Origin of the sequence: Echinicola sp. 20G, assembly GCF_015533855.1 — a bacterium.
In the GTDB taxonomy this organism is placed as follows: Bacteria; Bacteroidota; Bacteroidia; order Cytophagales; family Cyclobacteriaceae; genus Echinicola.
In genome coordinates this window covers 3,461,151-3,475,690 of sequence record NZ_AP024154.1, presented here as the reverse complement: position 1 = coordinate 3,475,690, position 14,540 = coordinate 3,461,151, and the positions used below count along the sequence as shown (strand labels likewise).

Below are 14,540 nucleotides of genomic sequence, written 5' to 3'. Positions count from 1 at the left end.
TATTAGTCAATCCTGCTTTTCACCACTATTGTTCTGGTAGGATTTAGGGGATCATTACTAAAGATGGTAATCATTTTGTGATCAATACCCAGTCGACCCTTTGTGTCAAAAGTAAAGGTCAAATCAGTTTTTTCGCCAGGCTGAAGGTCTTTGGTTGGTAAATCATAGACCATACAATCACAGTTTGTCACCACTTTTCGGATATTAACAGGCTTGCTACCAATATTGGTTAAAACAATTGACTTTGATATGATTTCTTTGCTAGAGATTTTATTTAAGTCCACATCCACTTCAGAAATGGCCAGTTTGGGAATATTATTCACTTCACTTTTAAGCACTGGCGCAAAGTATTCATGAATAGTGGTAAGCAACCTCAATTCTATAGCTTCATTTCCATTTGATTCAATATTAAAAGCCACATTTTCGTCAAAAAAACCAAGATCAGCTTTTGCAGCAGCATCATACTGTATGGCGAGAAGTCCTCTGGATTTGGCCGGAACTATTGCAGGAATCATATTGACCTTGATATGATCAGGCAATTTCATTTCGTGTTCATCCAAGGTAATTGGCAAGTCCTTGAAATTATAGAAATCAACATATTTCACCTTTGGCTGATTGGTAAACACTTCCCCCATATTGATAGAACTGAAGCGAAACCCAAGATTACCTTTCCTGTAATCATAATAAGAAGCTACATTATCAGGGTAAGGAATATTATACCCTTCCACATAAAGTGTATCTCCTGTTGGATTTATATTGGTTTTGACCACCACATTCTTTTTAAAAGCACCTCCAAAACTCGTCGGCTGATAATCCACTTTAATAGAGCCTATCTGATTCTGCTCCAAAGTATCTGAGGCAAAATCAATAGTAGTACATCCACAATCCGTAACAACCTCTTCAATGATGACAGGAGAAGTTCCATTATTCACGACGAAAAATTCCGTTGATACTTTTCCATGCTCTTCCATTACCGAGCCCAATTTGGCTTCTTGCCTCTCCCACAAAAGTGGAGAAGGGGCAAGTCCCTGAGCTTTAACAGAAAAACCAACACATATAGAAAGGCTTATGATGATTAAGGCTAATCCAATATTTTTCATGTTCACAAATAACGGTAAAATTCAAGCGAATTGTGTCTTTATTTCTTTAATTTGCATCAAAAATTTGACTGATGGCAAGAGTATTGACAGGAATTCAAAGTTCGGGCCGACCTCACCTAGGGAACATCCTTGGCGCTATCGAACCGGCAATTGAATTAACAAAAAAAGACAATAACGAGTCTTACATTTTTATAGCAGATTTCCACTCCCTAACTACCATCAAAGATGGTGAACAAAGAAAAGACAATGTTCATGCTGTAGCCGCTGCTTGGCTTGCTTTCGGGCTGGACATCTCCAAAACAGTCTTTTACAGGCAGTCCAGAATTCCTGAAATAGCCGAATTGACTTGGTACCTAAGCTGTTTCACCCCCTACCCTATGTTGGCCAACGCCCATAGCTTCAAAGATAAGTCAGACAAATTATCAGATGTCAATGCAGGTTTATTCACCTACCCAGTCCTAATGGCTTCGGATATATTGATATTTGATGCAGACATTGTCCCTGTCGGCAAAGACCAGTTGCAACATTTGGAAATGACCCGTGACATTGCCAGTACATTTAACCACCGTGTTGATGAGGAAATTCTTACATTACCTGAGCCTAGAATCAGTGAAGATGTGATGATCATTCCCGGCACAGATGGCCAGAAAATGAGCAAGTCCTACAACAACTATATAGATATTTTCTTACCTGCAAAGCAACTCAAAAAGAACGTCTACAGTATAGTAACAGACTCTACCCCTCTTGAAGAGCCTAAAAACCCTGACACCTGTAATGTCTTCAAACTATACAGCTTGATTGCTACAGTCCAACAAACAGAAGAATTAAGGCAAAAATACCTTGGCGGTAACTTTGGCTACGGACATGCAAAGAAAGAACTGCTTGACCTAATTACTGAAAAATATGCTGAAGAAAGGGCCACTTTTGATTACTACATGAATAACCTTGAAGAACTGGACGCTAAACTTGCCGAAGGCGAAGCCAAAGCCAGAGAAGTTGCCCAAAACACACTGAACAAAGTAAGGGAGAAATTAGGGTTCAGATAAATTTATATTACCCACAAAAGTAATAGGCAAGCTGCTTGAATTAAACAAGCAGCTTTTTATTGATTAATCTATTTTTTTAAATACATTTTTTACATAACAAAAAACTTTTTTATATATTTGAAAAAACTAATTCTTCTTTTCACTTTTAACACCAATAATATGCTATTCAACTCACTTGAATTCGCATTCTTTCTTCCCATAGTGTTCTTTGTATATTGGTTGCTATTAAACAAAAACACTAAACTCCAGAATATTTGGTTACTGATTTCCAGTTACTTTTTTTATGGATGGTGGGACTGGAGATTTTTATTTCTTGTTTTCTTTAGCTCTATCGTAGACTATACCATCGGTCTTCAATTAGGCAAAACAGATAATGACCATAAAAGAAAAATGTTATTATTTGCTAGTTTATTAACCAATATAGGTTTTTTGTGCTACTTCAAGTACTTTAACTTTTTTCTAGACAGTATTGATGGAGCCTTCTCTTTTTTTGGAACCCCCATCAATGCCGACAGACTCAACATTATTCTCCCCGTTGGAATCAGTTTTTATACGTTTCAGACATTAAGTTATACTATTGATATTTATAAAAAGCAGTTAGAACCAACTAAGGATATTATTGGTTTCTTCACTTTTGTAAGTTTCTTTCCACAATTGGTAGCTGGACCAATTGAAAGAGCAAGTAACCTACTTCCTCAATTTTCTAAAGAGCGTATTTTTAATTATGATAATATTTCCCAAGGAGGAAAATTAATGCTTTGGGGTTTCTTCATGAAGGTAGCTGTTGCAGACCGCCTAGCTATTTATGTTGATGATGTATATACCGAACTCTATCACCATTCTTGGCTAACACTTACTGTCTCCCATATCTTTTTTGCCTTTCAGATTTATTGTGACTTCGCAGGTTATTCACTAATCGCAATTGGTTGTGCTAAGCTCTTTGACTTCACACTTATGGAAAACTTTAGAAGACCCTACTTTGCAACTTCTTTTAAATCATTTTGGAGTAGGTGGCATATTTCACTTTCAACTTGGTTTAGAGATTACGTCTACATTCCAATGGGAGGAAATAGACACGGAAAATTCAAGTCTGGGCTAAATCTTTTCATCACCTTTGTAGTCAGTGGATTTTGGCATGGAGCGAATTGGACATTTATCATTTGGGGGGCTTTACATGGAATGTATCAAATATTCGAAAAATTCATTTTTCACTTTAAACTTCCAAAAGCACTAAATTGGGTAATTGTATTTTCCCTTACTATTTTAGCATGGATATTCTTTAGAGCTCCAAATGTAACGGAGGCTTTTACAATAGTTGAAAGAATCTTAACTCTTCATGGATCAGGACTCTATTTTGGAGATAAAGGTATTTTTCTATTTTCAATAATGGGTCTTATTCTGTTGATAACTCATGATTTTATTTCTGAGTTCAAACCAAATTTTCAATTAATTCACCATCCTAAACCAATAGTACGGTTAGCTTCAATTGTTCTTCTTATGGTTTATATCACTTCGTTTGGAGTGTTTGACAACAGTCAATTCATTTATTTCCAATTTTAATGTTTCAATTATGAAAAAGCTAATCAAAAATCTTCTCATAATATTTATAAGCTTTGCCGTAGTGGATTTTACTATTGGTTATGTGTTAAAGAATATCCTAAGAAACTCTCCAGATGGCCGTTTCTATAAAACGAAATACTCTCTAGAGTCATCTGATGAACAGATTGTTATTTACGGGAGTTCAAGAGCTGAGGGGAACTTTGTGCCGAAAGTTTTTGAAGAACAACTTGGACTTTCCTGTTGGAATGCAGGAAGGGGAGGTCAGAGCCTACCGTATATGTATGCCGTTAATCAGGGTGTCGTGACGAGGCATGCTCCAAAAATAGCTATAATCAATATTGAAAGTATGTTTTTAGAATATGAACCAGGAAACCCTTTTTTCGACAGAGCAGCTGGTCTTCTAAGACCATTTTATCAGGATCACGATGAGATACATAAGGTGATTAATCAAGTATCCCCTGCGGAAAAATACCTCAACTATTCAAATTTTTATTCTTTCAATTCGAGCTATTACTACTTGCTCAGACCTTTTGCATTTAAAGGGATAGATGGCAAAGTAGAAGATAAAGGATGGAAACCCAAAATTGGTTCTATAAAGCCCAATGCCTATAAGGCAAATGTGGTAAATGAAACCAATCAAATGGATACTACTTTAACAAAATTATTCGACGAGTTTGTGTCCTCCTTGGTCCAAAAAAACACACAAGTTTTTGTTGTTATTTCACCAGATTATAATGAAAAGGTCATAAGTACGTCAACTTTAAATTATGTAAGAAAAATGAAAAATATTATTCTTTTAGATCACTCAAATGACGAGTTTTTTACAAAGAACAATGCCTTCTATAAAGATCAAAACCATTTGAATAAAGAAGGTGCTATGGAGTTTTCAAATGAAATAGCAAAAGAAATAGAACATCACCTTAACTCAACTTCAACAAATAGCCATAATAGCTTAGTCGAAGTTTCAACCTTATAAACTGGCTCTCGACTCCATGTTTAACCCAATAACAATATTCAAAGCATATCCATTTTTTTTAATATTGTTTTTATTAATGTCATTCCCCAGTTTGGCAAATGATGAAATGGCTCTAATTCTTGAACGCTATGAATCAACACTATTAAATACAAGCATAAAAAACAATAATGTTGATAATTATATCAAACTATTTAATAGTGAAACTGGACAGTGGACTGATTTTGACTATCAAGAAACAGACAAAGCTGGCTGGGATTTGAGTTCCCACATATATAGGATAAAATACATAGCTCTTGCTTATCGCTTAACTAGTTCAAAGTACTATAGGTCCAAGCAACTTCTTGATATCATTACCCCTGCCTTAGATCATTGGTTTGCCAATAACTACGTGAACAGAAATTGGCATCCTATGGAAGTTAGTATTCCAAAGGCTCTATTAGATATTGCAATACTTATAGGTCCGGAACTAGATAAAAACTATCAGAAGATATTAGAAAGCACTTCAAAGGTTAGAATATACAAGTCAGGTGTTAACTTAATTTGGCTTGCAGATAATGTTCTTATTCATTCTTTATTAACAAATAACCCTGAAAAGGCCGCCGAATCTATTTCAAAAATAATTCAGGAGATAAAGGTAGGCGCTGAAAATGGAATTCAAGTTGACCATAGCTTTTTTCATCATGAAGAGCGTTTGCAGGAATTTTCTTACGGAGGTGCCTATATTGAATTAACATCAAGGTTAGCATGGCAACTGAGAGGAACTACTTTTTCCTTTCCAGAAGCTAAGGTAGATGTACTAAGTGATTTTGTTACAGAAGGGATGCGTTGGATGAGCAGAGGTAAATACACTGTACCTCCAACTCTGGATAGGGCTGCCAGTAGAAAAGATGCCCTTGCAAGAACAATATCTCAAGAGACCCTGGACTATTTAATAGATCTTAATCCAGAAAAAGCTCCTATTTTTTCAGAAATGAAAAAAGCCTTAAACAGCCCCTACGTAATTGGAAAAGAAGGAACTAGATTCTATCACATTTCTGACTTTTTAACACATCACACCCAAGACCAAAGTGTTTTCATAAAAATTCTTTCTAATAGAAACCTTCCTACAGAATCAAGTAATAACGAAAACTTAAAAGGTAAATATTTAAATTTCGGAAATACATATTTTGTTAAAAATGGAAAGGAATATTATGATTTTATGCCTTTTTGGAATTGGGATTTACTCCCTGGATTTACCCATATAGAAGGCACTAAAAACATACAAAGAAATAGTTTCTCAGGAGTAGTTGCTGTTGAAAATATAGGATTAGCATCCATGAATTACACATTAACAGATAGCCAAAACCAAATACTTTTAACAGCTAAAAAGTCCTGGTTTACTTTTAAAAACATAATGTTATGCTTGGTTTCGGACCTTAAAAACTATACTGATTATCAAAGTATTACTGCGCTCGATCAATCAAGGTGGACAGGCTGGGTCAATACCTCAGGCAAAGTTTTATCTGAATACAGCGATTTTGACCTATCAAAATCAGGTTGGGTTTTTCACAATGGTTTTATTTATGGATCTAATAAAGCGGAAAAGTTCGGTGTTAGGTTAAGCTTACAAAAGTCTTCTTGGGGAGATATTAACATAAAATATAAAAATGACAAAAGTAAAACCGAAAAAGTATTTCTCCCATACATCATGCAAAAGGAAGGAAACTTTGAATATTTTGTAGGAAGTGCTACTACTGTTGAAGAAGCTGAAAAACTTTATAGTAATCAATTTTGGACTATTGATTCCAACTCAAGTGAGCTACAGCAAATTACATTTGAAAACAAATTAACCCTTGGAGTAATTTGGAAAAAGAATCATCCAATAAAGGTAAATGACTACACGATAGAATCCACTGAGCCCATTTATTTTATTCTAGAGGGCAATGAGCTTACCATTACAAATCCCTCAGAAGAAGTTAAAAGTTTTAAGATTCAAATTAATGGAAAATTGTTTAACATCACCCTTGATAAAATTAAAGGGAATAAATTAATACTCTGAATTATTTTTTAGAATAAGCTTAAATCAGGTCATCCAATCTAAGCTTATTCAATTCTATACTGCTTTTACCTAGACCTCCAAAGGTCTTTCATCGCAACTCCATTGATTTGCATCACAAATCTTGTAGGGTTTGGTATTAATATAATCCTTACATCTTGTCCATCAAACTGCTCTGACTCTATAGGTACACCTTCTTTACCTTTGACCTCATAAGAAATAACACCTCTTGCATCTGGCAACATAGGCACATACTTATTCGCTAAGTATGCAGAAGGCAACAAAATATCCGTATCTGAATCCAGCTTATCGTAAATTTTTTCAAGCTCTCCTTCCAATTCGTCTCCAAACTCTTCATTGAAATCATCTTCCAAATCATGAAGCTCTTCTTCAATATCATCATAATTCTCATCGGCATAAGTCAATTTACTTAGCTCTATTCTCTTCTCTACAATAGCGGTTAGGTCCTTGTCTAACTTATTTAAGTCCATTACAGTTTTTTGTTGATTTTTAAATGAAATATGAAGGTAGATAATCCCCTTAGAGTTTCCAAAAAACAGATTGTGCTTATTTGAATTAAAATAACAACAGTTCAATTCTTACGAACAATTACCCAAGTCAATCCATGCCCCTTTAAAAATTCAAATTTCTAAACTTACCATTGAATAATACTTTTTAGTGTCATCTAGATATTCACACATTACGCCTCCATTCAACGCTCTATTCGCTTACTTTCATCTTATAAATTTTCTATATTGTCCATTCCAAGACTAATATATAAACCCAAAAAAGAATCTTATGGAAACTGATTTCCTCCCCATAAATGGGACTGATCATGTGGAATTCTATGTTGGCAATGCCAAACAATCTGCTTTATATTATCAATATGCTTTTGGCTACCAATTAGAAGCATACGCAGGACCTGAAACTGGCGTCAGAGACCGAGCGTCTTATGTGCTAAGACAGGATAAGATAAGATTGGTATTAACCAGTGCTCTCAACGAAAATCACCCAATTGCTGAACATGTTAAAAAACATGGAGATGGAGTCAAAGTCCTTGCTTTGTGGGTAGATGATGCAGAAAAATCATGGCAAGAAACAACCAAAAGAGGAGCAGTTTCCCATGAACCCCCAAAAACAATTTCAGATGAAAACGGCCAAGTCAAAGTGGCCTCTATCCACACGTATGGAGAAACTTTGCACACATTTGTTGAAAGAAAGGATTACAAAGGCCCTTTCCTACCAGGATATATCGAAGCTAAAAATGAATTCAAAGCTCAACCAATAGGATTAAAATACATCGACCATTGCGTTGGAAATGTAGGTTGGGGAGAAATGAACAAATGGGTTGACTTTTATGAAAAAGTTATGGGATTCAACCTATTGGTTACTTTTGACGATAAAGATATTTCAACGGAATATTCAGCCTTGATGTCAAAAGTAGTTTCAAATGGCAATGGTTACATCAAATTCCCTATCAATGAACCTGCTGAAGGAAAGAAAAAATCTCAAATCGAAGAATACTTGGACTATTACAACAGCCCCGGTGTACAACATATCGCTATAGCTACCGATGACATCATCCACACCGTAAGTGAACTCAGAAAACGAGGAGTGGAATTCCTAAGGGTTCCTGAAACCTATTATGAAAACTTGCTGGATAGAGTTGGTGAAATAGAAGAATCCATCCAACCCCTTAAAGCTTTGAACATTCTGGTGGATAGAGATAATGAAGGCTATCTCTTGCAAATCTTCACAAAACCAGTTCAAGATAGGCCTACCCTGTTTTATGAAATCATTCAACGAAAGGGAGCCAAATCATTTGGAAAAGGAAACTTCAGAGCCCTCTTTGAATCGATAGAAAGAGAACAAGCGTTAAGGGGTAATTTATAGTAATAAAAAAGCTGTTTATAAACATTGGGAGATCATTTACAAAAAGTAAAATTTTCTTTACTTTTTATCTTTCTGATTCATCTCAAAGTGGCATTAATGGCTTTTATGATTAAATTAGATTTTCATTTAAGTTTTTTACACAACATGACAGACGCATCCATTATTAGCAAAGCCCAAACATGGCTTAGCAGCAACATTGACCAGCAAAGCAAAGAACAAATCCAACAGCTTATTGCCGCTGATGACCAAACAGAACTTATCGATTCATTTTACAGAGATCTTGAATTTGGAACAGGTGGTCTGAGAGGCATAATGGGGATAGGTTCAAATAGAATGAATGTTTATACGATAGGAATGGCCACTCAAGGACTTGCCAATTACCTATTGGCTTGCTTTCCTGGTGAAGAAATCAAAGTAGCTATTACTCACGATTCCCGCATCAATAACACTTTGTTTGCAGATACAACAGCCAATGTATTGTCTGCTAATGGTATTAAAGTAAAATACTTTAAGGAAATGCGTCCTACCCCAATGCTTTCATATGCCATCAGGTATTATGGTTGTAAAAGTGGGGTAATGATCACAGCCTCCCACAATCCCAAAGAATACAATGGCTATAAAGCATACTGGGAGGATGGTGGCCAAATAGTGGCTCCCCATGACAAAAATATCATTATGGAAGTTCAAAAAATTAGTTCTATTGATGATGTAAAGTGGGATAAAGATGAAAATCTGATCGAATACATAGGTCAGGAAATGGACCTAAGCTATCTAAATGATATCAAAAAGTTCAGCCTTTCTCCAAAAGCTATATTGAATCAAAAAGACATGAGCATCGTCTTTTCTCCCATTCATGGTGCTTCTGGCAAAATGGTTCCTGCCGCTTTGAAAACATTTGGTTTTGAAAACATCCATATTGTCAAAGAACAAGCTGAACCTGATGGCAATTTCCCAACTGTAATTTACCCCAATCCTGAAGAGGCCGAGGCGCTAGACCTTTCCCTTAAACTTGGTAAAGAAGTCAATGCTGAATTGGTTTTGGCTTGTGACCCGGATGGTGACCGATATGCTGCTGCTATTCCTAATGAAAACGGAGAATTTGAATTACTCAATGGAAATCAAACAGGATCCATACTCACCTATTACTTGTTGAACCTATGGAGCAAACGAGGAAAATTTACGGGAGACCAATTCATGGTCAACACCATCGTAACCACTGAACTCATAGAAGATATCTGTAGAGGCTTTAATATTCCTTGTTACCGAGTACTCACTGGCTTTAAAAATATTGCTGCAGTTATTAGAGAGCTTGAAGGCAAAAAACAATTCATATGTGGCGGTGAGGAAAGTTATGGTTTCTTGGTGGGTGATGCCGTTAGGGATAAAGATGGTGTTTCAGCCTGTGCCACATTAGCAGAAGCTGTTGCTTATTATAAAGAAAGAGGCATGACACTTTTTGATGTCTTGGCTGAGATTTACCAAGAATATGGCTTCTACAAAGAGTCTCTTATTTCCGTAACCAAAAAAGGCAAGGACGGGGCTGAGCAAATCCAACAATTGATGCATGGCTTCAGAACTAATAGACCTGAAGCCATCAATGGAATCAAAGTGGTAAAAGTGGTAGATGTAAAGGAAAGTAAAGTCTATAACGTTCTAGAAGGTACCGAAGAAACATTGGACATGGATAAGAGCAATGTTATTCAATTCTACTTGGAAGACGGAAGCAAAATATCCGCCCGTCCTTCCGGTACAGAACCAAAGATTAAATACTATATTTCTGTTAACGAGACATTGCCAAATAGAGATGCTTACCGAGCTGTAGAGGCTTCTTTGCAGAAGAAAATTGAAGGTCTCAAAAAGTTCTTCGAATAGAAAAACTTCATCAATTAAGAAATCCCAAAGCCCTACTCTAAACGAGCGGGGCTTTTTCATTAAAAGGATACTTGATGAAGCACCAATCCCCTTGCCTCAGCTTTCTTGGACAAAAGAAATACACTCATTTCTCCTGCAAGTGCATTTTTCAGGTGTGCAAGAGTCAAGTTGTGACTTCCCAAATCAATCAAAGCTCCCATCATTAACCTTACCTGGTTCCTCATAAACCCCTTTCCTTTAACGCTGAAGCAATAAACAGGTGCAGACATTTCCCATTCCACATCTGCATGTTTGTATTCTTCTAGACTTGATTGTTTAATTTCTCTTTTGAAAACAGTTTCAGGCTTAGGCTTGGTACAAAAATTTCTAAAATCATTTACTCCTGAAAATAGAGCAGCTCCCTGTTTCATCAGTTCTATATCCAATTGGTCTTTGATCACAACCACAAATGGAGCTGAAAACGGGTGAGGTTTATCTCCATATGAAAAATAATACCGATATTCCTTTTCCTTTACATCTTGAATAATGTTAAACTTTGGACCTATGGGCTCTGCTGTTATTAACCGGATATCATCAGGCAAATATTTGTTTACACCATTAATCACTCCATCCAAATTAACTTCCTCCGTAGAAAATAACTCAAAAAAACCGCCCATACAAGAAACACCTGCATCGGTCCTACCTGCCCCTAAAATATTGAAATCTCCATGTCCCAATTTGGCTTTGAAAGCTCTTTCCAACATTTCTTGAATCGTTTTCACCCCGGGTTGCTTCTGCCATCCGTGATATCTAAAACCCAAATATTGAACCTTGAACAAATATGTATGCGGCTTACTTTTCATAAAAAAACATTGATCCACCGCGAAGGTAATGTTTTATACAGAACTCTTAAACTTAAAGGAAGCTCACTTTTTTCTCCAAAGGCTATCCGTAAAATAACCATCACCATCTTCAAAATTCTCCAAAACTTCAAAACCACTATCTTCTGCCAGCAGCAAGAGCTCATCTTTATCATACTTTTTGGACACCTCAGTATGAATGGCTTCTGCTTTTTTAAACCTAAAACGCTGTTCCAAAGCTTCAACACTGACCTCTTGTTCCACTAAGCTTACTAAGTAACTCCTGCACTCCCCTGTCACCGGATTGTAAACCGGCCAATGTTTAAACTTGGTCAAATCAAAATTTCCGCCAAGCTCTTTGTTAATCCTAATCAAAATGTTCAAGTTAAAATCCTTAGTAACACCTTGGCTGTCATCATAAGCCTGCAATATCAATTCAGGATCTTTTTTCAGGTCAAAACCAATCAGCGCCATATCACCTTCTTGCAAAGACCTAGCAATTCGTCTAAGGACCTTCACAGCATCATTCCAAACAAAATTCCCAATATTGGCCCCTAGAAATAATAGTAAAGTTTTGGTTTTTCTATTCCAAAGTGGATCCTGCAATGCATTTTTGTAATTGCTAACAATAGGAGAAACCTTAATTCCTGGATAAGAAACATTCAATGAAGTTTCCAACTGTTTCAAGACATTTCCGGAAATATCGATTGGATAATAAGTAAAGTTTGCTCTTTGATTGTAAAGATATTCAAGAAGAATTTTAGTTTTAAGACCATCACCAGCTCCCATTTCCACCATATTAAAGTGTGTGGAATCTGATATTCTTTCTAAAATATACCTATGATATTCCTTCAGTATACCAAATTCCTTCCTTGTCAAATAATACTCAGGTAACTGCATAATTTTCTGAAACAACTCATCTCCTTTATGGTCATAAAAGTATTTTGAGGACAAAAACTTATTATTTCCACTGAGTCCAACCAATACATCTCTGGCAAATTCAGTATCTTTTCTAAGGGAGTATTCCATGAGTTAATGAAGTTATCTTTTGCAAAGTCTAATTCCTGTAAACTGCCATCGGTAATGTGGGTGAAAAAAATTACGGTAGGTATTTCTTGAGTGCCCAGGTGAAGTTGCCACTGATGCCCCTCTTAAAACCATCTGATTCACCATAAACTTACCGTTGTACTCTCCAATGGCACCTGGTGCTTTTTCAAACTTAGGATAAGGCAAATATGCAGAGTTGGTCCACTCCCATCGATCTCCCCAAGAAAACTTATGGGAAGCCACTTCCCATTCAAACTCAGTAGGAAGCCTGTAACCTGACCATTCCGCAAAAGCCGCTGCCTCATAAAAGGATATATGGCTTACTGGTGCATTGGGATCTAATTCTTTTAATCCGTCAAGAGTATAGTAAAAAGTTCTTCCTTCTTTTGTCAACCAATACAAAGGGGCCTTTATATCTTCAGAAATTACCCAAGCCCAACCATCAGAATGCCAATAATCTGGATTCTCATACCCTCCGGATTCAATAAATTCCTGATACTCTTGATTGGTCACTAGATTTGATGAAACTATAAAATCATCTAAATAAACTTTATGTCTTCCCAACTCATTATCAAAGCAAAAGCCCTCATCTTTGTGTCCAATGGGATAGATATCTTCTTTGATTTTCAACCATCCCCTTTCTAACTGACTAGGATATTCTTTGATATTAAGTACAGAAGGTAGCAATGGGTTTAGCCAAAGATTATATTTTAAGTCTGTAATCAGCAACTCTTGATGTTGTTGCTCATGATTAAGGCCAAGGGTAATGATAGCACTAACTTCATCGGAAAAATGATTATCAAAAATATCCCTCATTTGCTCATCAATATATCCTCTATAGTCAAAAACCTCCTCTATAGTCGGCCGGGTCATCAAGCCCCTGTGGTTTCTCGCCGTCCTCTCTCCCACTGCATTGTAATAGCTGTTGAAGAAAAAACTAAAATCTGGGTGAAATTCTTTATAATCAGGCAAGTATTTCTTCAAAACAAATGTTTCAAAAAACCAGCTCGTATGTGCAAGATGCCATTTTGCAGGGCTCACATGTTCCGCCGCTTGAATCACAAAATCCTCCGTTTCGAGGTGCGTGCACAAAGACTCGCTTCGATCTCTAATTTGCTTGTAATTATCAAAAGTCATGGTTTTCCAAAAGCAATTTTAATGCCTAGGTTAAGTAAAGCAGCTGAAAATCAATTTGATTCACTTTATCATACTTTTCCAATATGAAACAAAGCATCTCCAGCATTTACCACTGGAGAATAGTTCATCCCAACAATGTATCCATTTGCATTGCTTTTCACCGGTACCTTTACTTGACCATAAGGATCAGAAATACGCGCTAACACTTGTCTTTTCTTTATTTCGTCTCCAGGCTTGACAACAGGGGTGAAAATCCCTGAAATTTTGGCCCTCGTCCAGCTACTTTCTTTTATAACCAAAGTCTCACTATCTGGTAATGTTTCCTCAATAATCCCCAAATGGTTTAAAAGTCTTTTGGTTCCTAAAATTGCCTCCTCAACAGAAAACTCATCCAACCTCATAGACTCCCCTCCTTCATAAACCAAAATATGTTTTTTGAATTTAAATGCTTCTTTTCTGAAAGACTTATCAATATGGGATGAATTGATGATAAAGCGGGTCCCAAAAGCCTTCGCCATTTCCATCCCTATTTTATCTTTAAAATCGACCCTAATTTGTGGATAATTAGAAAGCATTCTACCTCCCGTATGGATATCAATTCCGTAGTCAATAATCGGAATAATTTGGGTAGTCAAAATATAGGCTATTTGTGAAGCCAGTGAACCTTTGTTGTTTCCGGGAAAACTCCTGTTCAGGTCCCGACCATCGGGGAATGTCCTACTGTTACTCAAAAAGCCATAAACATTGACCAAAGGAATATAAATCAGAGTACCTCTTTTGGGTTGAAAAATCTCTTCCTCAAGCATTCGCTTCACGGCTACCACACCATTAATTTCATCACCATGTACACCACCACTGATCAATACCACTGGACCATCTTCTTTGGCACGATGTATAAATATAGGTAAATCAATCAATGTATGTGTAGGAAGCCTTGCAATGGCAATTTCAATATTCACTGACTGACCTGGCCTTATCCTGATTCCATTAATGACCATTTCTTTCATATGTGTTTATCTTTTCGAAAGCTTGTAA

At 36.4% G+C, this 14,540-nt stretch carries 12 protein-coding genes; 6 read left to right on the top strand and 6 right to left on the bottom strand.

The features are described 5' to 3' along the window. Positions 1-2 precede the first annotated feature (2 nt). The gene (locus tag JL001_RS14260; RefSeq protein WP_200977165.1) at positions 3-1,100 is read right to left on the bottom strand and encodes a DUF1573 domain-containing protein; all 1,098 of its coding nucleotides are present in this window, start codon (positions 1,098-1,100) and stop codon (positions 3-5) included. A gap of 71 nt (positions 1,101-1,171) precedes the next feature. On the opposite strand from JL001_RS14260, the gene trpS reads away from it, so the two are divergent. The 4 genes from trpS (at position 1,172) to JL001_RS14240 (ending at position 6,720) form a co-directional block, all read left to right on the top strand. After that, positions 1,172-2,146, top strand: a complete 975-nt coding sequence (gene trpS / locus JL001_RS14255) for a tryptophan--tRNA ligase (RefSeq protein ID WP_200977164.1) — start codon at positions 1,172-1,174, stop codon at positions 2,144-2,146. A 117-nt stretch (positions 2,147-2,263) separates the two neighbouring features. Further along, a complete protein-coding gene (locus JL001_RS14250) occupies positions 2,264-3,706 on the top strand; it encodes an MBOAT family protein (protein WP_370567378.1) in 1,443 nt (480 codons plus the stop codon). Between the two features lie 10 nt (positions 3,707-3,716). Then, on the top strand, positions 3,717-4,682 hold the full coding sequence (locus tag JL001_RS14245) for a hypothetical protein (protein ID WP_200977162.1): 966 nt from the start codon (positions 3,717-3,719) through the stop codon (positions 4,680-4,682). Positions 4,683-4,698: 16 nt separating this feature from the next. Then, positions 4,699-6,720 carry a polysaccharide lyase family 8 super-sandwich domain-containing protein gene (locus tag JL001_RS14240; RefSeq protein WP_200977161.1) on the top strand — a complete coding sequence of 674 codons (2,022 nt, stop codon included), beginning with the start codon at positions 4,699-4,701 and terminating at the stop codon, positions 6,718-6,720. Between the two features lie 65 nt (positions 6,721-6,785). Here the strand turns inward: JL001_RS14240 and JL001_RS14235 are convergent, their stop codons facing one another. Continuing rightward, entirely contained in the window at positions 6,786-7,208 is a 423-nt protein-coding gene (locus JL001_RS14235) for a hypothetical protein (RefSeq protein WP_192011375.1), read from the bottom strand. 307 nt (positions 7,209-7,515) lie between these two features. Between JL001_RS14235 and hppD the strand changes: the two genes are divergently transcribed. Both hppD and JL001_RS14225 read left to right on the top strand, forming a co-directional pair. Further along, a complete protein-coding gene (gene hppD / locus JL001_RS14230; protein WP_200977160.1) occupies positions 7,516-8,610 on the top strand; it encodes a 4-hydroxyphenylpyruvate dioxygenase in 1,095 nt (364 codons plus the stop codon). 144 nt (positions 8,611-8,754) lie between these two features. Next, positions 8,755-10,482, top strand: a complete 1,728-nt coding sequence (locus JL001_RS14225; protein WP_200977158.1) for a phospho-sugar mutase — start codon at positions 8,755-8,757, stop codon at positions 10,480-10,482. Positions 10,483-10,541: 59 nt separating this feature from the next. On the opposite strand, the gene truA is transcribed toward JL001_RS14225, so the two are convergent. The 4 genes from truA to JL001_RS14205 all read right to left on the bottom strand — a co-directional run bounded on the left by truA (position 10,542) and on the right by JL001_RS14205 (position 14,512). Further along, positions 10,542-11,324 (bottom strand): tRNA pseudouridine(38-40) synthase TruA, encoded by a 783-nt coding sequence (gene truA / locus JL001_RS14220; RefSeq protein WP_200977156.1) that lies wholly within the window; start codon positions 11,322-11,324, stop codon positions 10,542-10,544. Positions 11,325-11,387: 63 nt separating this feature from the next. Next, positions 11,388-12,350, bottom strand: coding sequence for an L-histidine N(alpha)-methyltransferase (gene egtD / locus JL001_RS14215; RefSeq protein WP_200977154.1), 963 nt, complete (start codon positions 12,348-12,350; stop codon positions 11,388-11,390). A 12-nt stretch (positions 12,351-12,362) separates the two neighbouring features. Continuing rightward, positions 12,363-13,505 carry an ergothioneine biosynthesis protein EgtB gene (egtB, locus tag JL001_RS14210; RefSeq protein WP_200977152.1) on the bottom strand — a complete coding sequence of 381 codons (1,143 nt, stop codon included), beginning with the start codon at positions 13,503-13,505 and terminating at the stop codon, positions 12,363-12,365. 68 nt (positions 13,506-13,573) lie between these two features. After that, entirely contained in the window at positions 13,574-14,512 is a 939-nt protein-coding gene (locus JL001_RS14205) for a succinylglutamate desuccinylase/aspartoacylase family protein (protein ID WP_200977151.1), read from the bottom strand. Positions 14,513-14,540 lie beyond the last annotated feature (28 nt).